The 21,362-nt window shown below is 67.4% G+C and carries 13 protein-coding genes; 7 read left to right on the top strand and 6 right to left on the bottom strand.

Annotation, left to right across the window (positions count from 1 at the left end; all coding sequences use genetic code 11):
- On the top strand, positions 1 to 2,094 hold a 2,094-nt coding region (locus tag DSP71_RS19865), incomplete at its 5' end, for a cation-translocating P-type ATPase (protein WP_258546571.1).
- A gap of 46 nt (positions 2,095 to 2,140) precedes the next feature.
- A complete protein-coding gene (locus DSP71_RS19860) occupies positions 2,141 to 2,761 on the top strand; it encodes a DUF5134 domain-containing protein (protein WP_036290856.1) in 621 nt (206 codons plus the stop codon).
- Between the two features lie 44 nt (positions 2,762 to 2,805).
- On the opposite strand, the gene DSP71_RS19855 is transcribed toward DSP71_RS19860, so the two are convergent.
- The 5 genes from DSP71_RS19855 to hisD all read right to left on the bottom strand — a co-directional run bounded on the left by DSP71_RS19855 (position 2,806) and on the right by hisD (position 8,549).
- Positions 2,806 to 3,984 (bottom strand): DUF418 domain-containing protein, encoded by a 1,179-nt coding sequence (locus tag DSP71_RS19855; protein WP_051498891.1) that lies wholly within the window; start codon positions 3,982 to 3,984, stop codon positions 2,806 to 2,808.
- A gap of 61 nt (positions 3,985 to 4,045) precedes the next feature.
- Positions 4,046 to 4,744 carry a VIT family protein gene (locus DSP71_RS19850; RefSeq protein ID WP_062765658.1) on the bottom strand — a complete coding sequence of 233 codons (699 nt, stop codon included), beginning with the start codon at positions 4,742 to 4,744 and terminating at the stop codon, positions 4,046 to 4,048.
- Positions 4,745 to 4,869: 125 nt separating this feature from the next.
- On the bottom strand, positions 4,870 to 6,792 hold the full coding sequence (locus DSP71_RS19845; protein ID WP_051498774.1) for a cation-translocating P-type ATPase: 1,923 nt from the start codon (positions 6,790 to 6,792) through the stop codon (positions 4,870 to 4,872).
- Positions 6,793 to 6,829: 37 nt separating this feature from the next.
- Complete coding sequence (locus DSP71_RS19840; protein WP_081767985.1) at positions 6,830 to 7,174, bottom strand: metalloregulator ArsR/SmtB family transcription factor; 345 nt, start codon at positions 7,172 to 7,174, stop codon at positions 6,830 to 6,832.
- Between the two features lie 7 nt (positions 7,175 to 7,181).
- On the bottom strand, positions 7,182 to 8,549 hold the full coding sequence (gene hisD / locus DSP71_RS19835) for a histidinol dehydrogenase (RefSeq protein WP_036287078.1): 1,368 nt from the start codon (positions 8,547 to 8,549) through the stop codon (positions 7,182 to 7,184).
- A 550-nt stretch (positions 8,550 to 9,099) separates the two neighbouring features.
- Between hisD and mobF the strand changes: the two genes are divergently transcribed.
- The gene (gene mobF, locus DSP71_RS19830; RefSeq protein ID WP_231729582.1) at positions 9,100 to 12,666 is read left to right on the top strand and encodes a MobF family relaxase; all 3,567 of its coding nucleotides are present in this window, start codon (positions 9,100 to 9,102) and stop codon (positions 12,664 to 12,666) included.
- Positions 12,667 to 12,964: 298 nt separating this feature from the next.
- The gene (locus DSP71_RS19825; protein WP_051498916.1) at positions 12,965 to 15,604 is read left to right on the top strand and encodes a TrlF family AAA-like ATPase; all 2,640 of its coding nucleotides are present in this window, start codon (positions 12,965 to 12,967) and stop codon (positions 15,602 to 15,604) included.
- A 552-nt stretch (positions 15,605 to 16,156) separates the two neighbouring features.
- Here DSP71_RS19825 and DSP71_RS19815 read toward each other — a convergent pair.
- Positions 16,157 to 16,837, bottom strand: coding sequence for a hypothetical protein (locus DSP71_RS19815; protein ID WP_113681875.1), 681 nt, complete (start codon positions 16,835 to 16,837; stop codon positions 16,157 to 16,159).
- 150 nt (positions 16,838 to 16,987) lie between these two features.
- Between DSP71_RS19815 and DSP71_RS19810 the strand changes: the two genes are divergently transcribed.
- The 3 genes from DSP71_RS19810 to DSP71_RS19800 form a co-directional block, all read left to right on the top strand.
- Positions 16,988 to 18,826, top strand: coding sequence for a long-chain fatty acid--CoA ligase (locus DSP71_RS19810; protein ID WP_113681874.1), 1,839 nt, complete (start codon positions 16,988 to 16,990; stop codon positions 18,824 to 18,826).
- A 17-nt stretch (positions 18,827 to 18,843) separates the two neighbouring features.
- Entirely contained in the window at positions 18,844 to 19,767 is a 924-nt protein-coding gene (locus DSP71_RS19805) for a DUF1295 domain-containing protein (RefSeq protein WP_113681873.1), read from the top strand.
- A 163-nt stretch (positions 19,768 to 19,930) separates the two neighbouring features.
- A partial coding sequence (locus DSP71_RS19800) for a serine hydrolase (protein WP_147251415.1) occupies positions 19,931 to 21,362 on the top strand: 1,432 nt, incomplete at its 3' end.

Raw genomic sequence — 21,362 nt, 5'->3', positions numbered from 1 at the left:
GTCCGGCGGGTGGAAAAGGCCGGGTACGGGGCGCACCCGCATGATGACGCAGACGACGCCTGGTCTCGGCGAGCCACCGAAGTGCGGATCAGCTCGTTGCGGCGCCGGCTGTTGGTCTCGGCGATCCTCACCGTTCCCTTGATGGACATCACTATCGTCCTGGCGCTAGTGCCGGGGTGGCGGTTCCCGGGGTGGGAGTGGGTGTGCGTGCTGTTGGCGCTGCCGATCGTTGCGTGGGCGGCCTGGCCGTTCCACAAGGCGACCCTGCGCAACTTGCGGCACGGCACGGTCAGCATGGACACCCTCGTCTCCCTCGGCATCGCGGCCTCGTTCGGGTGGGCCGTCGCCACCCTCCTGTTCGGCCTCGGTCAGGAGGGCACCGGGTACTGGCTCGGGTTCGGCGTGACCCCGGAAGGCGCGAACTCCGTCTACCTGGATGTCGCCGCCGGGATGACCACCTTCCAGCTCGCCGGCCGCTACTTCGAGACCCGCTCCCGCCGCAAAGCCGGCGACGTGCTCGGCGCGCTGAACCAGCTCGCCGCCACCCACGTCCGCATCCGCACCGACAACACCGAGGAGATCCAGCCGGCGACCGCACTGCGCGCCGGGGACGTCTTCGTAGTACTGCCGGGCGAGACCATCCCCGCGGACGGCGTGATCATCGAGGGGGCCGCGGCGGTGGACGCCAGCATGCTCACCGGCGAACCCGTCCCCGCCGACCTGACACCGGGAGATGGAGTGGTCGGCGGCACGATCAGCATGGACGGCCGGCTAGAGGTACGGGCGACGTTGGTGGGTGCGCATACTCAGCTCGCGCAAATGGCGGCGCTGGCGGAGCAGGCCCAGGCGCGTAAGGCGCGGGTACAGACCCTCGTCGACAAGGTCACCAGCTACTTCGTGCCCGCCGTGATCGTCCTGGCCGTCCTCGTCGCCGCCGGGTGGATGATCGCCGGGACGTCGTTCGAGCAGGCATTCGGGATCGGGATCTCGGTGCTCATCATCGCCTGCCCCTGCGCCCTGGGGCTTGCGACACCGACCGCGCTGATGGTCGGCATCGGCCGAGGAGCGACTCTGGGCATCCTCGTCAAAGGTCAGGACGCGCTCGAAGCCAGCGGCACCATCACCACCGTCGTCCTGGACAAGACCGGCACCCTCACCACCGGCTCGATGACCGCCCACCGCCTCGCCCCCGTTGACGGCGTCACCGAACAGGAGCTCCTCGCCGTCGCCGCGGCTGTCGAGCGCGGCTCCGAGCACATCATCGCCCGAGCCATCCTCACCGCCGCCGAGAACCGAGGCATCGAGATCGCCCCCGTCGCCGGGCTCACCGCCCACCCCGGGCGCGGTGCGTCCGGACAGCTCCACGGCGAGCCGGTCCTCGTCGGCAGCCGGGCGTTCCTCCTCGACCACGCCATCGACGTGCCCGACGAGCCAGACGCCGCCGATAATCTCGACAACAGTACGGGTCAGGCCGCGGAGACATCCGTGCTCGTGGCACGCGGCCGCCTGCTCCTGGGGCGGATCGGGCTCCGGGACACGATCAAACGCGACGCCCGCACCGCAGTCGCCGCACTGCACGCCCAAGGCATGAAGACCGTCCTGCTCACCGGCGACACCCCCGCAGCGGCCGCGAGCGTGGCCGCCCGCCTCGGTATCGACACGGTGCTCGCCGGGGTGCTGCCCGCCCAGAAGGCCGACGCGATCCGCAGCCTGCAGGACAGCGGTGATCGGGTCGCGATGGTCGGCGATGGTATCAATGATGCCGTGGCCCTTGCCGCCGCCGACCTTGGGCTTGCCATGGTCTCCGGCTCCGACATCGCCCTGAAATCCGCCGACATCATCCTCGTCCGCGACGACCTCGCTGTCATCCCCGACGCCATCGCCCTGTCCCGCCGCACCTTGCGCACCATCAAGACCAATCTCGGCTGGGCATTCGGGTACAACATCGCCGCGATCCCCATCGCCGCCGCCGGACTGCTCAATCCGCTCATCGCCGCCGGTGCGATGGCGCTCTCCTCCGTCCTTGTGGTCTACAACAGCCTCCGGTTGCAGAACTTCCGCCGCACCACCACCCCGCGGAGCGACCGTCGCTGACCCCCGCAAGTCCCCCCATATCTACAAGTTGTAGTAGTCTTTGGGTGTGATCGCTGCTCCGTGGAACATCATCCTGACCGTCGCCTTCGTGTTCACCGGTCTGGTCTGCCTGATCGACCTCACGCCCCGGTTGAGGAGGACGCGTCGGAACGGGAAGCCGTTCGACGGGGAGATCCTGATCGACATCAACCACATCCTGATGTCGGCGGCGATGATCTGGATGTCCTGGTCAATGGAGTCCGCGCTCGCGCTATGGGTGCAGGTCGGGGTGTTCGCGATGCTCACCATCGTCCTCGTGCCGTTGCTGGTCCGCGCCCGTGCCGCCACGGCGCGCGTCGACGTGGCGGGGCACCTCGTTCTGAACGCCGCGATGATCTGGATGCTCGCCGCGATGCCGCTGCTGATGGCCGACATGCCCATGGACATGGGTGACGGCTCCGAGATGGGTATGGACGGGCAGATGCCGATGGGCGATGCCGCCCCGATGATGATGGCAACTCCGATATGGGTTGACGTCGTCAACGTGGCCTTCATCGTGCTTAGCGCCGCGACCATGCTGTGGTGGCTCTCCCGGCTGATCCGCAGCGGCCACCATCGCCTGCATGCCGCCTGCCACGCCGTGATGGCCGCCGGCATGGGCGTGATGCTCGTCTTGATGAACGGCTGACACCGCCTCGGCGCCGTTTGCTCCGGAGGGATCGGAACCGAACGTTAGGGGCGGTGCGCATCGTCTCGCGGGATGGACCGCCCCGATGACGTCGAGCGACGGGCGGGCAGGTGGGTCATCGCCCGCTCGAGCGGTCCACGCCCGATCAGTAGCGCCCAGACGGTGCAGCCTGTAATGGTTGCGATGGTCAGAGGCCAGAACGGGGCCGTGTCACGGAACGCGCCGAGGTCGCCGGTGGTGCCAAGGCCGATGCTGGCGAGCACCGCCCACAGGAGGAGCTGTGTGACATAGGCGGTGAGCGGCATGCTGCCGGTGGCCCGCAGCGGCAGGGTGATCCAAATCAGTGGTGTGCGGCAGGCGAGCAGGCACACACTGATCGCGGCGATGGCGAACCCACCGGAGCCGATCACCTCGAGAAGCCCGCTGGAGTGTGGTTCGGCAGTCCACAGCACGTCCCAGAACGCCCCATCGTCGGGGACGTCCCGCGTGCCGGAGACGGCGTCGAGGCCGTACCCGAGGACCGCGAGGGCAATGCCAGCACCGAGCATCGCCAGCTGGGTGCGCAACCGGCGAATGTCGGTGCGGGCGAGTCCGAGGCCGGCGAGCACGAACGCGATCCAGACCGGGAACGGGTAGTGCCACCCGAGCAGCCACGCCGCCATGCGACCGCTGCCGGTCTCCCACCACGGGAGGGCGTCGACCCATGCCTGCAGGAAAGGGGCGAGAAGCCCGATCCCTCCCGCAACGATCAGCACCTGCCGCGGGCGGAGGGGCAAGAATGGCAGCGCGAGGAGGAACAGGATCGCGTAGGCGGGCAGGATGATGTAGACCGGGATACCGAGGCCGAGGAGGACGACGCCCAGTAGCCAGAGCAGCAGGGACCGGTAGACCAGTCGTGCCCGTAGCGCCGGCAGTTCCGCGGGGCTGGGCCGCCGGGCCCCGCCAGCCATCACCCCCAGGGAGACTCCGGCGAGTGTGGCGAACAGGATCGAGGAGCGGCCCTGCACGATGCCCGTCCAGGTTCCCGGGTCGCTCCAGACCAGCGGCGTAATCCACAGCAGGTGCGCGGCGAACATCCCCACCACGGCCATGCCTCGCGCGAGGTCGATGCCGGGGATGCGGTCTTCCGCGTGCAGGCGCGCCCAGTTCACAGCAAAGCGCTCGCGGAGCGGAGTCCGTGCGTCTTGGGAGCCGGGACTGCGCGGTCGGTCGGTGTGAGGCATAGGGGTCTCTTCGCAGGTCGAGCGGACGCAGGGTTTCCGGACTGGTGCGCGGGGGTGGGTCCTAGACCGTTCCGGTCCCCAGCAGGGTGCCGATTCCGTATGTCGCGGCTAGGGCGATGGTGCCGCCGACGACGACACGCACGGCCGCCCGTCCCGGTCGGGCGTTGCCGAGTCGGGCGCCGAGTGCGCCGGTGACGGCGAGGGCGAAGAGCACCAGCACGAAGGTGGCCGGGATGCGGATACCTGTGGGCAGCAGGAGGATCGCGAGGAAGGGCACGACGCCGCCGACGAGGAAGGCGATCGCGGACGCGGTCGCTGCACCCCATGCGCTGACGACCTCATCCTCGGCCAGGCGGTGCTCGATGTCGATGTGGGCGGCCAGCGCGTCGTGAGCGGAGAGCTCGTCGGCGACCCTCCGGGCCGTGGCTTCGGTGAGACCGCGAGCCTGATACGACGCGATCAGTTCCTGGAACTCGGCATCGGGGTCGGCGGCGAGGTGTCCGCGTTCCTCGTCGATCGCGGAGCGTTGGCTGTCACGCTGGCTGCTGACGGAGACGTATTCGCCCAGGGCCATCGAGATGGCGCCGCCGACGAGAGCGGCAACGCCAGCGGAGAGAAGGGCGGGTTCCCCTGCAGCGGCGCTGGCGACGCCGACGACGACAGTCGCGACGGACACGATCCCGTCGTTGGCGCCGAGGACTCCGGCACGCAGCCTGTTGAGACGCTGGACGCGGGCAGCGGAGGACGTGGGAGTGGTCATGGGTCCTTCTTCCAAATCGTATGCGTCGCTAGCGCGATCAAGTGGAGACCGCGTCGTCGACGGGCTGTGCAGAGACCGAGATCTGCGCAGCCCATCGACGGCGTGGGCGCTGTCGTGCATGCTGGCTAGTCGCGCCGCAATGGCTCAAGAGCAGTGTCCGGACCGGTCTTGATGCGGACGCTGAGCAGCTTGGTGGAGTTCAAGAACACGAGAATGTCGGGACCGAGGTGGATGATAGCGGCCTGGATCGGGCCGATCCAGCCCAACAGGGCAGCGGTGATGCCGAGCACATGCACGACGCCGACGCCGACGAACAAGTTCTCCTGGATCGTGCGGTAGGCCCGGCGGGCGATCGCGCGCACGCCGACGATCTTGCTGAGATCGTCGGTCATGAGGGCGACATCGGCGGCCTCGATCGCGGCCTGAGTGCCGCCTGCACCCATCGCGATCCCGGTCTCGGCGAGGGCAAGAGCGGGGGCATCGTTGATGCCGTCGCCGACCATCGCGACCCGCTCACCACGGGCTTGCATCTGTGAGATGACGTCGACCTTGTCCTCCGGGAGCAGATCGGCGTAGACCTCGTCGATGCCGAGGTTCTCTGCGACACGACCGGCGACGGCGGCATTGTCACCGGTGAGCATCGCGATCCGCTTGACACCGTTCACACGGAGCCCGGCGATGGCTTCTTTCGCGCCGGGCCGGATCTGGTCCTCGAGTTCGAAGCTGCCGATCAGACGTCCGTCCGCGGCAACGTGGATGACCGTCGTCGCCTCCGCAGTGGATGGCACGTCGATCCCCGCCTCGGCGAGCAGGGCAGCGTTGCCGACAAGCAGGGCACGTCCTTCGACCGTTCCGGTGACGCCTCGGCCGGGGACGACCTGGAAATCGGTCGGCTCGGGGATCTCTACGCCGGCCTCGCGCACATAGGTGACGATGGCTTCGGCGAGGGGGTGGCTGGAGCGGCGGTCCAGGCCCGCGGTGAGCCGGAGCAGCTCATCACGTTCGACGGAGGCGTCAGCGATGCGGACGGCGCTGACCTTCGGGCTACCGACGGTCAGGGTTCCGGTCTTGTCGAATACGACGGTGGTCGCCCGGGCGAGGCTTTCCAAGTAGATTCCGCCCTTGATCAGGATGCCGCTGCGTGCGGCGCGCGCGATGGCGGCGATGATCACCATCGGGGTCGCCAGCGCCAGTTCCGCGGGCGATGTGAAGATCATGAGTGTAACGATCATGCTCACATCCCGCGTGACGAGGAACACAACCACAAGGAACACGATGATCAACGGGATGAGCCAGGCAGCGACCTTGTCCGCGAGTTTTTGCACGGGGGCGCGGGAATCCTCAGCGTCCTCGACGAGGGCCACGATCCGCGCGAACGTGGTCTGCTCCCCGACCGCTTCGGTGCGCACGTCCAGTGCCCCGGACTTGAGGATCGTGCCGGCGAACACGCGCGAGCCAGCGGACTTGTCCTTCGGGACGCTTTCGCCCGTGACGGACGCCTCATCCGCCGCCCCATCTCCGGCGACGACCGTGCCGTCGACGGGGATGCTGTCACCCGCGCGGACCAGGACAACGTCATCGACGTGCAGCTCCGCGATCGGGACCACGCGCTCCTGCCCGTTGTCACGGACCCGCGCAATAGTAGGGACCGCGCCGATCAGTCCCTGGATGGACGCACGCGCGCGGTCGGTGTTGAGGTCGGCGATGAACTCAGCGATGAGGATGATCACCATGAGCACACTTCCCGCGACCTCTTCGCCTCCGACCAGCGCGAAAATCGTCGCGACGGTGACGAACAACTCGGTTCCGATCTTCCGTTCGGTGAACAGATCGATCAGGCCCGTCTTCACCAGCGGATACAGACCGACGGCGACGGCCACCCACAGCACGGGAACCGGGATGAGCTGCTGCCAGTATAGGAAGGCCACCAACCCGGTCAGAAGGATACGAGCGACCTCGATCCAGCGCTCGCGCGTCATCAAGGACATGAACGTTGTGCGGTTTCCCGCGGGGCGGGCCGCGGTGTCCGCGGCAATGGGGTCGGTCATGGGCGGGTTCCTATCTCTCAGCAGGATGATCGGAGGTCTATCGGGTCTGTGCGTGATGCGTCGGCCGATCCTCCAGATGCACCGCCGCGTAGTGCAGTGCGGTGTTGGCGAGGTCTGCGGCGTGTTCATCGACGAGGTGATAGAGCATGCGTTGACCATCTCGCCGACGGCGGACCATCCCGCTCCGCTGCAGCCGGTTCAGATGCTGGGAAACCGCCGGCGCGGGCCGACCCACTCGGCTCGCGAGCTGGCCAACTGAACTCTCGGGGTGTTGCGCGAGTGCAAGGATGATCCGGATCCGTGTCCCCTCGGCGAGAGTACGGAAAACATCCACGGCTCCCGCGATCGCGCGATCCTCACTTTCCGCCGTCATCTGAACCATCGACACGTCAGCCTTGCTGGATGTTCGTCCGGGAGTGGGCAAAGCGGGCCTCCAAGGCCGCGCCGTGCGCGGGGAGATCCTCCGCGGCGCTGAGCACGCGCACCGTCTCCCGCACGTGGCTGAGGGCAGCGGCCGGGTAGCGCACGGTCTGCACCGCCCGTAGGAACGTGTGCACCGTGAGTCCGGAGGAGAACGTGGCCGTGCCTCCGGTGGGCAGTACATGGTTGGAGCCGGCGCAGTAGTCCCCAAGACTCACCGGCGTGGACGCGCCGATGAAGATCGCGCCAGCGTTACGCACATGCCCGGCCACCCCGTCAGCGTCGTCGCAATGGATCTCGAGATGCTCAGGGGCGTATGCATCGCAGACCTCGATGCCGTGCTCGATGTCGTCGACGATCACGATCGCCGACTGCTGACCCGTCAGAGCAGCCCGCACCCGATCCGCATGGGGCGTGAAGGCGACCTGTCGATCCAGTTCCGTCTGCACGGCAAGGGCCAGGGAGGTGGAATCGGTGACCAAGACGGCGGCGGCGTACTCGTCGTGCTCGGCCTGGCAGATCATGTCGGCAGCAATCAGCATCGGGTCGGCGAGCGAGTCCGCCAGGATCATCACCTCTGTCGCGCCGGCCTCCATGTCCACCGCGACCGTGTCGCGGACCAGACGCTTCGCGGCCGCGACGTACACATTCCCAGGCCCCGTGATCAGATCCACCGGCTGGACGCGACGTTCTTGCGCCGGGTCCTCGATGCCGTACGCGAGAGCAGCGACCGCCTGGGCGCCCCCGATGGCATAGACCTCGTCGATGCCCAGCATCGCCGCCGTCGCGAGGATCGTCGGGTGTGGCAAACCGCCGTGTTCGACCTGCGGGGGGCTCGCCAACGCGATCGAGCGCACACCGGCGACTTGAGCGGGAACCACGTTCATCACCACGGACGACGGGTACACCGCCTTCCCTCCAGGAACGTATACACCAGCCCGCTCGATGGGGAACCAGTTCAACGACACTTGGGCGTCCCCTTCGAAGCCCACCACGACCGGGGCGGGTAACTGTGAGCTCGCGAACCGACGGGTCCGCTCGATCACCTCCTCCAACGCACCACGAAGCTCCGGCGCAAGCGCGGAGGATGCTTCCGCCAAAGCCTCCGCCGGCACCCGCAGCATCTGTTGCTCAACCCGATCGAATCGGGCAGCGAGCTCCGCAACTGCAGGAAACCCGTCGCGTCGCACGTCAGCAATGGTCGAAGACGCCGCAGGAATCGCCCCCGCCAAATCCACGACCGCGCGCGGCACGGCACGGCGCACCTCATCCCGGGTGGCAGAGCTTCCACGAAAACCGATCACGCGCACAGCAACACTTCCGAACGCGTGAGTCATCGCCCGATCCCCCGAGCCACAGGCCCTGCGGGGGCGACACGCAAAGTTGCAGAAGCCATGATCGGCTCGAAGGTGATGGAGATGATGGAGATGATCGTTCCTCTCATAACGAGAACCACGCCGATCCGGGCGAGGCAGTGCAGACCCGACGGCCTGTGGCATGTTCCTCGTCGAAGGAAGTGCCACACCTCATGGTAGCATCATACCTACGCAGTTACGCAGATAATGGGAGATGCGATCGGTTTCACGATCCTCTATCGCCGCACTCGTGATATCTCCGTTGACTGCGCCCCTTTGATTCATCGGAAGCGGAACATCGAGCATCCCCTCAGCCGGCTGAAGACGCGTCGCACGGCTGCTGTTCTCCGCCCGCTTCACAGTGAGCTTGGCCCGATTGGCCACTGGCAGTGATGATCGCCGACACGAGCTACTCCGTCGACGAAGAGCACACACACTGTTGGCACCAAGGGTGCGAGCGGGCGCGCTGCGCGCACCTTGCCGCTGAGGCGGCCCCCTCCTGAGACCGGCTCGGGAGGGGCGCGCCGTGGTGATGACGATCCGCGTGATGTCGTCCGGTCGCGGCTACGAGTATCTCCTCAAGTCGGTCGTCGCGGGCGACGGAGACCGCGACATGGGCACCGCCCTGACCCGCTATTACACCGAGACGGGTAGCCCGCCGGGCCTTTGGCTCGGCGCCGGGCTCACGAGTCTGGACACTGGACAGGGCCCAGCTCTCGCAGATGGTGATCAGGTGACCGAGGAACAGCTCGCACGCCTCCTGGGTGACGGCGTTCATCCGGTGACCGGCGCGCCGCTGGGGTTGCGGTATCCGCGGCTGCAACCCCCGCGCGAGCGCATCGCAACCCGGGTTGCGAAGCTCGACGCATCGCTCACTGGCGGGCACCGAGACGAAGCGATCGACCGCATCCGCGCGGAGGAGCTGGCGAAGAAGCCTCGCACCGCGGTTGCGGGGTTCGATCTGACGTTCTCGCCGCCGAAGTCGCTGAGCGCGATCTGGGGTGTCGCCGACGCGGGCACGCAGTCGCTGATCGCCCAGGCTCATCATGCCGCGATGCGCGACACGCTCGCGCATCTCGAGCAGCGGGTCGCCGCGACTCGGGTCGGGCATGGCGGGATCGCCCGCATGCCGGTGGTCGGCGTCATCGCGACGGCATTCGATCACTACGACTCCCGCGCCGCCGACCCACAGCTGCACACGCACCTGGTCGTGTCGAACAAGGTGCAGGGCGAGGACGGGCACTGGCGGTCGCTGGACTCCCGGACACTGCACCGAGCCACGGTGGCGCTGTCGGCGTCGTACAACGCGTTCCTCACCGATCACACCGCCCGGCTACTGGACGTGGTGTGGGTGCCGGTGGACCGCGGGAAGGACCGCAACACCGGCTGGGAGATCGAGGGCGTCCCGGCCGGGTTGCTCGCAGAGTTCTCCCGCCGCACAACCGGCGGCGGCGATGACGGCGCGGGGATCGCGGAGGCCACGCAACGGCTGATCGACGATTTCGTCGCCGAGTACGGGCGCACCCCGTCGCGCACGACGGTGGCGAAGCTGCGGCAGCAAGCGACGCTGGAGACACGGCCGGAGAAGGATCCGCACTCGCTCGCCGAGCTGACCGCGCAGTGGCGCGAGCGGGCGACCGCCGTGCTCGGCGAAGACGCCACCACCTGGGCTGCACATCTCCTCGCCCGCGGGGCCGGACAGGTGCGCCTGCGGGCCGATGATCTGAATGCTGGGCAGGTGGAGAGCATCGCGGCGGTAGTGCTCATGGAGGTCGCGAACCGGCGGGCGACCTGGGGACGCTGGAACCTGCACGCCGAAGCGATGCGGCAGCTGATGGGTCTGCGCTTCGTCTCTACCCGCGATCGGATCACCGCTCTCGACCAGATCGTGCAGCACGCCGAGGCGCATTCCCTGCGACTCACCCCCGACTACGACCGACCCGTGCCCGACACGTACATGCGCACGGACGGGACGAACCGGTTCCAGCCGGCCGATCAGATCGCGTACTCGAGTCAGGACATCCTCGACGCCGAGACACGGCTCCTCCAGCACGCTGAGGCCGAGGACGCGCCGCGGCTCACGGCGCGTCTCGTCTCCCGGCACGTGACCCGCAAGATCGGCGGAGTGGCCCTTGCCCCGGATCAGGCGGCGGCGATCACGGCGATCGCGGGCTCCGGTCTCACTCTCGATCTGCTCGTCGGACCGGCCGGCGCGGGGAAGACGACTGCGCTGCGCGCACTGCACAGGGCGTGGACGGCCGCGCACGGTAGGGACTCCGTGATCGGGCTGGCGCCTTCGGCCGCTGCTGCCGAGGTTCTCGGCGACAGCTTGGGGGTGCGGGCAGAGAACACGGCGAAGTTCCTCTGGGAGCACGGCATAGGCCGTTGGAGCCTTCAGGCCGGGCAGCTCGTGCTGATCGACGAGGCGTCCCTCGCGGGCACGCTGGCGCTGGATCGCATCACCGCGCACGCGGCAGAGGTCGGGGCGAAGGTCGTGCTGATCGGCGACTGGGCGCAGCTGTCAGCGATCGAGACCGGTGGCGCGTTCGGGATGCTCGTACGCCACCGCCACGGCGTGCCCGAGCTGACCGATGTGCGCCGTTTCACCAACGAGTGGGAGAAGACCGCCAGCCTCGCGCTGCGCCGTGGCGAGCCCGGCGTGCTGGACGTCTACGACGAGCAGGGCCGGCTGCACGGCGGCGGGCTCGACCAGATGCTCGACGTCCTCTACGCCGCGTGGCAGGAAGACCGCGCGGCGGGCCTGTCCACGCTGATGATCGCCGGGAACGGTGAAGCCGTCGCGGAACTGAACCAGCGCGCCCGCGCCGACCTCATAGACGCCGGTCACGTCGACGCCGAGGGAGTGCTCCTTCACGATGGGACGACAGCGGGAGTCGGGGATCTCGTCGTCACCCGCCTCAACGACCGCACTCTCTCTACAGGGCGGTCATGGGTGAAGAACGGCGACAGATGGCACGTCGCCCACCGCTACGACGATGGCTCATTGGCCGTCCGCCGCGTCGGGAAAGGCGATGGCCCCCACGGAAAAGCGCTCGTACTGCCGGCCGGGTACGTCGCCGACGAGGTGGAGCTCGGATACGCGGCGACCGCGCATCGGGCGCAGGGCTCCACCGTGGACACCGCGCACGCGCTCATCGACCCCGAGAAGGCATCCCGAGAACTGTTCTACGTCGCGATGACCCGCGGCCGAGCACGCAACGAGGCGTATGTGATCCAGCCCGACCCGCATGAGGTCGAGCCACACCTTGACCCGCCGGAGGAGAAGACCGTCACCGGACACCTCGCGCGGGTGCTGGCACGCAGCGACGCTGACCCGTCCGCCACCGAGACTCTCGCCCGCGAAGTCGACCGGCACGCATCCCTCGCGACGCTGCTGGACGAATTCGACCTCCTGGCCCGCGAAGCACGCGCCGAACGCTGGGCCGTGCTTCTCGATGTCGCGCCGTTCCCGGAGGACGTCGCTGACGACGTGTTCACCAGCCCCTACTACGAGCACCTTGAAGGGGCCCTTGCCCGGCATGAGGCCGCGGGCCACGATGTGAACGCCACCCTGACGTCCCTCGCACCGACGATCAGCCTCGGAGAAGAGCAAGCCGACCCGGCAGCACGCCTCGCCACAGCACTGGACTCAGCGACGATGAACCTCGCCGCAGGGCGAGGCAAGCGGCCCCGTCGCGTCGCCGGGCTCATCCCCATCCCCGATGCCCCGGCGCCGGACGATGTGCAGGCAGCGCTCGACGCGCGCCGCGTCCTCATCGAAATCGCCGCACGGCGAAGCGCGCAGCATGCGCTGCGCTCCGCCGAGGCGTGGACGAGCAAGCTCCGGCCGCCCAGCGATCAGCGTGCCCAGAACGCATGGCTCGAACGGGTCGCGACCGTGGCGCTCTACCGGAGCCGATACGAGATCGCCGGGTCCGCGCCATTGGGGAACCCGAAGGACATCACCAAGGCCCAACAGGCCGCCGAGTACCGGATCGCATACGCCGCGCTGCGCCGTGCACAGTCTCGCTCCGAACGCGCAACTCACACGATGCCGCACCGGCAGCAACCACAGGCCAGCCCATCGCGGAGCCTGTGATGATCCACTTCAACTGGAGCGTCAATGCAACTGGGGAGCGTGGCACACGGAACAACCCCACGCCGCGTTGCCTGCAGTCGGCTCTGGCTCTCGACCGCGCTGGTCTCTGCCATTCGCAGCCTGGTGCCGCGCGATGTGGTCTTCGAGTGCGCCTAACCCTCCCGCTGCACCGATCGCCGCAGGTTGACGTAGCGCCGCGGGCACAGGGCAAGATGGTCCCGAGCAGCCTGAGCAGTGTCGCTTGCGCTTGCTGACTCGACCTAAGTCTTCACACTGAGGAAAGAACCGAGGCACATCGATGGTGAAGAACGTCATACCCGCAGCTGATGATCACCATGGCGCCCGCTGGATTCGCGCAGCCCTCCAGGTGAACCCCTTCGGTTACGTCGGCAACCCATCCCCCTCCAAGACCTACGCGGATGAAGCAACGTACAACGCCGCCTTGATCGCCGAGTTTCAGGCGCAGAAGATTGAGTTGATAGCGGTCACCGATCACTGGAATGCCAGCAGCGCGTCCCAGCTGATTGCCGACGCGGAAGCTGCCGGCATCGCGGCGCTCCCGGGCTTCGAGGCAAACACGTCTGAGGGCATCCACCTGCTGGTTATGTTCGAGCGCGGCACCTCAACTGAGCAGGTCACTGCCGCGATCGGTGCATGCGGTTTGACGCCCGGAGCCGCGAAGGGCACGACGACGAAGTCGTACGGCGATATCCTGACCGACATGTGTGCCCGCGGCGCGTTGGTGATCCCGGCGCACGCCAACGTCGCCAACGCTGGACTGCTGAGTCGAGCGAAGGGTGACTCGCTCGCCGAGATGATCAAGCACCGCGAACTGCTGGCTATTGGCATCACGCCATCTGTCGCTGAACTGGGTGACCAGGCCAAGATCCTCAAAGGGACCAAGCCCTACGATCGCCGCCATCCGCTGGTGGCGATCCATGCCGACGACATCTGCGACCCGGCGACGCTCGCCTCTCCCGGTGCGAGCACCTGGTTCAAGATGAGTACCCCCAGCCTGTTGGGGCTCCGTCATGCAGTTAAGACGCCGGAGACCCGAGTGAGCACGACCGATCCATCATCGACTTCTCGTGTTCTGCTTCGCGAGATCGCTTGGGACGGCGGCTACCTCGACGGTCAGAAGCTCCACCTTGCGGAGGATCTCACGGCCCTCATCGGCGGACGTGGAACCGGAAAATCCACCGCTATCGAGAGTCTCCGGTACGTGCTGGAGATCCCGCCCATCGGCGAAGCATCCAGCAAAGACCACAAGGAGATGGTCAAGAACGTGCTTGGCGCGGGAACGGTCATCTCGCTCGTCGTCGACGTGGTGTCACCTAGCCCGGCGCGTTTTACTATCGAACGCACAACGAACAGCCCGGCGATCGTTCGTGACTCCAGCGGCACGCAGACGAACCAGCGCCCACGCGACATCGTCGGTAACCTCGAGATCTTCGGTCAGCACGAATTGGCCGAGCTCGCTCAGGACAAAGACCTGATGGCTGAGCTTGTCGCACGCGTCGCCGGCAGGCCAGCGTCGCCTGCCGAGCGAGACGACGTCCTAAAGGATCTGGCGGATAACCGTGATGCACTCGCCAAGCACGAACGAGACCGGGAGGCGCTTGAGACCGAACTCGCGGACATCCCCCGCCTCTCCGAAAGCATGGAAGCGTTCGACAAGACCGATCTTGCGGCGAAGCTTGACCAGAAGACTCGATTGGACAAGGATGGCGCCGTCCTGACTGATGCCTCCGAACGGGTGCAAACCGTTGAGAATCTGGTGAGCGAGTGGGGTATCGAAGCGGTTGTCGAGGAGCTTCGCGCCGAGCTGGCCGACGTCAAGGACTCCCCCCGCAAGACGACTCTGGAGCAACTCGCTCCGGTACTCGGGCAACTCGCCACTGCTCTTGAGCAGGCAACCTCATCCGTGCAGGCCGCCATTGCTGACACCAAGACGCAGATCGAGGCGACCAGGCAGTCGTGGGAGTCTACGACAAAGACCGAGAGCAACGGTGTCTCTGCGGTGCTGCGCGAACTGGTCGAGCAAGGACACAAGCCAGATGAGTACCTGACTCTGCAGGCCAACCTCAATCGGCTCACAAAACGTGCCGAGAAGCGAACCGTCTTCGAGAAGGCGTACAAGAAGCTGACCGGCGAGAGAACGAAGTTGCTTCGCTCGCTGGCTGACATTGACAAGCAGATCGCGAACCAACTCAAGGACGCCATCAAGGCATCCAACGCCGCTACGACGGGAGCTGTGATTGTTAAGCCGATCGCATCACCCGATCGCAGCCATATCAAGGCCGTGATCTCCCACCACTTCACAACCCAGCGCGGCCAGGTGTTCGCCGCCATCGATCGCGATGACTTCAATGTGGCGACGTTCGTAACTGCCGCGCGGTCGGGGTTGGACGCGCTAACGGGGCTGAGCATCACTGGCGCACAAGCGAAGGCCATCGTGGACACCGGAGAACCGTTGTTCAGAGAACTGGAAGAGCAGTCAGTCGGCCTCGCTGTCGAGGTGCAACTCAACGTTGCCTCCAAGGGTGCGCCGGTGGAGTGGCGCCGCCTTGAGGATCTCTCAAAAGGCCAGCGAGCGACTGCACTGTTGCTGCTCTTACTCGGCGCATCAATGAGTCCGCTTGTCATCGACCAACCAGAAGATGACCTCGACAACCGATTCGTATACGACGGCGTCGTTCAAAAGCTGCGATCCCTCAAAGGCACCCGACAGCTAATTGTGAGCACGCACAACGCGAACGTGCCCGTCCTGGGCGACGCCGAGTTGGTCGTAACTCTCGAAGCTGACGGTCAGCACGGCCGCACAGCGACCGACGGCGTCGGATCGCTCGACAACCCGAAGGTGCGAAAGTACGCCGAAGACCTGTTGGAAGGTGGACGCACGGCATTCGATGCCCGTAAGCGCCTGTACGACTTCTAGCTAGATCGCTGACATCTGAGTGGTAGACGAGCCCGGTGACGTCATGACCGATGGCGTGATCCTCGACGGTCGTGCACTTAGCTCCGCCTCTCCGATCGGTGAGCGCGGTCGCGCGAACTGCCTGTCGTTGGTCGTGGTTGCGAGAAAGTCGGGTCTGCTCAGGCGCATCGGCGCCGAGCGTCCGGACCTGATCCGGTGACCCCGGCCGTCGCCATCGCCGGAGACGTGACACCACCGCTAGACGCGACGGCAGTTATCGCTCCTGCGGTCAACGGAGAAACGACGGAGAAACGTACAAACCGACCCGATTCCGCCGCAGATCCGTGCAGATCGACGACGTTGTAGACTGACGGAAGCACCGCCGCAAAGCAGCGAAGTTGCCCGGAATTACGGGGCGGCAGAGCCGCAGAGCGAGGTGGCCTAGATCAGGAGCCTGTGGTGCATTTGGGAACTTCTGCTTCCCAAGCAGACAGCGCGGGTTCGATTCCCGTCAGCCCCTCCACGTGTGACTTACCGAGCTCTCCCCGCCGAAGGGTCCGTGACCGAGCGGCGTCAGGAGAAGAGCTGGCGGAGCGCTTCGAGGTCGCCGGAATCGACCACCTTCTGAACGGCGTCGATGGTCTCCTGGGTCGCGAACATGCCCTTGAGCGTGCCGTTCCAGATCGCCCGCACGGTGTCCACGTCACCGGCATCGACCGCCGCGCCCGCGGACTCGATGGCCTGCTGGTAAGGAATCTGCTGGAACCCACCGGGGGCGTCATGAGGGTTGTAGTACGGCACCCAGGGAAGATCGGGGTCGGGCGTGAGCCAGAGCACCTGCCCAGGGTGGATATCCCGCCGGTGGTTCATGGAGCCGAGGTTCGGGTACGCGCAGAGCCGTTCAGCGACCACGGCTTCGACGTCGCCGGGCTCGACGGTATACGTCACCGGGGTGCCGTCCTCATCGACTGTCACCTCGCCCCGCGCGAACTCGCGCGCGCCGAGATCACGGAGCGTTCCGTGGCGCTCCCAATACAGACCGTCGCCGTCGCTGTAGACCTCTGACATGCCGGAGCATCTTTCCGGTTCCGTCGGTTTCGGCGTCGAGGCAGCCTCGGCCGCCGTCCGGAGGTCGACCGCGGGAGCGGATGCCTTGGGCGTCTGGACTGCCACCGGCGAGGTGCACCCGACGAGCACTGCGGCGGTCACACCGATCACGACGAGCGCGGGGGCGACCTTCTGCGTGCCGGACATGACGCCATACTGGCAGATCGCTTTCCCGTTCTCGATGCCTGGACGGCCGCGAAAAAGCATCCCATCCGAATCGTCATCGGTTCCGAACAGAGACAGGAAGGGCGATTTCGTGCGCCCTCCGCGCCGTCCGCACGACCGAGAGAAGCCACGATGATCGAATCGTCGACACCACCGCTCGCCGCCCTCGACGGCCACCGCAACGTCACCGACCTGCTGGCTACGCGGGCCGCCGCCGCACCGGACCATGTGGCGTTCGAGGTCGAGGACGCGTCGACGGGCTCCTGGCGGCCGGTCACCACCCGCGCGTTCGAGGACGAGGTGCGCGCTCTGGCGAAGGGGTTCATCGCCCAGGGCATCCGAATCGGCGACCCCATCGCGATCATGGCGCCCACCCGCTACGAATGGGCCGTCGCCGACCTCGCGGCCTGGTACGCCGGTGCTGTCGTCGTGCCGATCTACGAGACCTCGTCGGGGTCACAGGTGGACGCGATCGTCGCGGATGCCGGTGTGCGCCTGGCCATCGGCGGTACGACCGAACATGCGGCGCTGCTCGAGTCGGCGCTCTCGCACGCCGGCGGAGTCACCCTCGGGGCGTGGGTGATGAGCGCCGAGACCTCGCCGTGGACCCTCCTCGACCTGGCCGCCCGCGGCATCGACGTGACCGACGAAAAGCTCGAGGCCCGCAGGACGGCAGCAACGCAGGGTGACCCCGCGACGATCGTCTACACCTCGGGAACGACGGGCGAGCCCAAGGGCGTCGTGCTCACGCATCGCAACTTCCTCGGTCAGGTGCTGAACATCGCCGCGGCCTACCGCGAGATCGTGAACGAGTCCGGCAACACGGTCATCTTCCTCCCGCTCGCTCACGTGCTCGCGCGCGGCCTGCAGCTGATCTGCCTCGCCAGCGGCATGCGCATCGCGCACCTGTCCGACCCTTCGACCGTCGTCGCCACGCTCGACACCCTCCGACCGACGTTCCTGGTGGTCGTGCCGCGGGTGCTGCAGAAGATCCAGGCGGCCGCCGCGGGCAAGGCCGCCGACAAGGGACTCACGAAGATCTGGGCGCATGCCGAGGCGACGGCCATCGCGTGGGGCCGCAGCGCCGAGCGAGTCGATGCCGGTCGTGGCGCCGCACGCACCGTCGGCCTGCGCCTGCGCCACCGCCTCTTCGATGCACTGTTCTACGGCCGCCTTCGCACGGTGATGGGCGGGCGGGTCGGCTACATCCTGTCGGGCGGCGCCGCCCTCGACGCCGACCTCTCGCTGTTCTTCCGCGGCATCGGGGTTCCCGTCATCGAGGGCTACGGACTGACCGAGACGACCGCACCGCTCACCGGCAACCTGCCAGGGCGCATCGCCTCGGGAACCGTCGGCGCACCGCTGCCAGGGCTCACGGTCCGCATCAGTGACGAGGGCGAAGTGCTCGCCCGCGGCATCGGCGTCTTCGACGGGTACCGGGACCCCGCGCACGACGACGGTGCGTTCATCGACGGCTTCTTCCGCACCGGTGATCTCGGGCGGCTCGACGAGCAGGGAAGGCTGATCCTCGACGGACGGCTCAAAGACGTGATCGTCACCTCGAACGGCAAGACCATCGTGCCGACCCGCTGGGAGAGCGCGGTCGAGGCGAATCCGCTCGTCTCGCACGCGGTGATGGTCGGCGAGGGGAAGCCGTATCTCTCCGCGCTGCTGGTGCTCGATCCGGAGCAGGCCGGTGCCTGGGCCGAAGCGCAGGGCAGCCGCATCCCCTCGACCAGCACGACCAGCCCGACCGACATCCGCACGGTGGACGACCCGGCCCTGCACGCTCACCTGCAGCGGTCCGTCGACGAGGCCAACGCGCTCGTCGCGCGCAGCGAGCAGGTCCGCCGGTTCAGCGTCGTCTTCGCCGACCTCGACGACCGTGGACTCGTCACCCCCACCATGAAGCTGAAGCGGAGCGTCGTGCTGGATCGCGCCGCCGTCGCCGTCGAAGACCTGTACCTCTGAGAATCGGAAAGCACACCATGTCCTCCCCCACCCCCACCCGTCCGACCTCCTCGCGCTCCTCTCTCATCGCGATCGTCGTCGCCCTCGTGGTCGGCGCGCTCGTCGCGATCGCCGGCAGCCAGGGCGGTGCGACCATCGGCGGCGTGCCGCTGTTCGCCCTCGCCGTCGCTGCGGCCTTCGCGATCCAGGTCATCGCGTTCATCCCCGCGATGCTGCTGCAGACCGAACGGTTCTTCGACCTGACGGGCAGCCTCACGTTCTTCGTGATCTCCGCAGCACTCGTCCTGCTGGCGCCGATGCCCGACCCGCGGAGCTGGATCCTGGCGGCGATGGTCATGCTGTGGGCCGCGCGCCTCGGCTCGTTCCTGGCCCTGCGCGTGCACAAGGCCGGATCCGACGGGCGCTTCGACCAGATCAAGGGGTCGCCGCTGCGGTTCCTGCAGGTGTGGGTGATCCAGGGTGCGTGGGTGTCGCTGACCGCGGCCGCCGCCTGGATCGCGATCAGTGCGGATGCCTCCTCCCGCGCGCCGATCGGATGGCTGACCGTCGTCGGCATCGTCGTCTGGGCCCTCGGCATGGTGATCGAGATCGTCGCCGACGCCCAGAAGTCGGCGTTCCGCGCCGACCCGCGCAACCGGGACGAGTTCATCCGCACCGGCCTATGGTCGCGGTCCCGTCACCCGAACTACTTCGGCGAGATCGTCATCTGGGTGGGCGTCTTCCTCACCGCTGCCCCCGTGCTCGTCGGATGGCAGTGGGTCGCGCTGCTCTCCCCCCTGTTCGTGATCCTGCTGCTCACCCGCGTCAGCGGCATCCCCCTGCTCGAAGCGCGCGCCGAGAAGAAGTGGGGCGACCGGGCCGACTACGTCGCCTACCGCGAACAGACTCCGGTACTGATCCCGAAGCTCACCCGGCCCGCGATGCGGGAGACTGCCGGGTAGACGGGGTCCCGGCCAGCCCGCTCCGAGCCGCTTCTTCGTCACCTCGCACAAGCAGGAGCCGACACTCGGTGCCCGCGGACATGACTTCGAGCCCGGCACACGCGAGTGTGGAGACGAACCAGCGCGACGGCCGAATGCCGACCGCGAGAACAAGGGAGTCTCCATGTCCAGCGAAACCCTCGTCGTGCCGCTCGTCGATCAGCTCGACGCGTTCTTCGGGCAGTACACGGCCGCGGGTCAGTCGCCTGGTCTGGTGTACGGCCTCGTCGGACCCGACGGCCTGGAGCACACGCGCGGGTTCGGCACCGCCGACGACGAAGGCACGTCTCCCGACGCCGACACCGTCTTCCCGATCGCCTCGATGACCAAGAGCTTCGTCGCGCTCGGTGCCCTGCTCGCCCGCGACCGCGGCCTCCTCGACCTGGAGGCTCCCATCACCGACTTCTACCCCGAATGGCACGGGACCGTGGGCGAGGAACCGGCGATCGCCCCGACCCTGCGACAGCTGCTCAGCATGGGCGGCGGTCTCACCGAGGACAACTCCTGGGTCGACCCGTTTCTCGGCCTCTCCGAAGCGGAGCTGGTCGAACGGATCAGACCCGGCTTCAACTACAGCACCCACCCCGGAAGCGCCTTCGAGTACTCCAACATCGGCTTCACGATGGCCGGTCTCGCGGTGGGCACAGCCGTGGGCCGCCGTGTCGAGGACTGGGTCACCGATGAGATCCTGCGCCCGCTGGGGATGAACAGCACGTGGTTCGACAACCGCGCCCCGGAGGGCGGCTTCGCGAGGGCGGTCGGCTACTCGCTGGACACCGCGGGCGACTGGGTGGGCTTCCCGTCGGAAGTGTCCGACGCCATGGCCGCGGCCGGTGGCATGCAGTCGACCATCAACGACCTCAGTGTCTGGGTCAGGTTCCTCGCGGCATCGACACTGCCTGGCAGCGACGATGCCGTGGTGAGCCGGGCTTCACGACGAGAGCTGCAGCGCATCCATCAGGTCGACATCCCCTCGCTGCAGGCCCGCCCCGACGGCTCCTGGAAGTTCGTCGCCGGCGGCTACGCGCTCGGCCTCTTCGTGCGCGAAGACCTGCACCGCGGACGCATCGTCACGCACAGCGGCGGCCTCCCGGGGTTCATCCTGAACATGGTGTGGCACGCGGGGTCCGGCATGGGCATCGTCATCTTCACGAACAGCCACCGGAGCAACCCGGTCGCCCTCTCGGAGGAGGCGCTGTTCCGCGCACTCGCCTTTCACGACGCCCCCGCCCGCACCGTGCAGCCGTGGCCGGAGACACGTCGGCTGATGTCCGCGGCCGACGCGCTGATCCGGTCCTGGGATGACGACGCCGCTGCCGCGATCTTCGCCGACAACATCGACTTCGACCGCCCGCTCCTCCAGCGCCGGGCCGCGATCGAGGAGCTCATCGCCCTGGTGGGTCCGCTGCGCGACGACCTCGGCACGCCAGAAGTCGTCTCCGCGGCGACACCGGCCGACATCACCTGGTCGATCCCCGGCGAGCGCGGCGAGCTGATCTGCATGATCCACCTCACCCCGGTGCGGCCGGCGCAGATCCAGGAGTTCGAGGTCGTGG

The sequence above is a fragment of the Microbacterium sp. H6 genome (assembly GCF_003314775.1).
In the GTDB taxonomy this organism is placed as follows: domain Bacteria; phylum Actinomycetota; class Actinomycetes; order Actinomycetales; family Microbacteriaceae; genus Microbacterium; species Microbacterium oxydans.
Note: the sequence above shows the minus strand (reverse complement) of the source record. Positions and strands in the feature narration are given on the sequence as shown.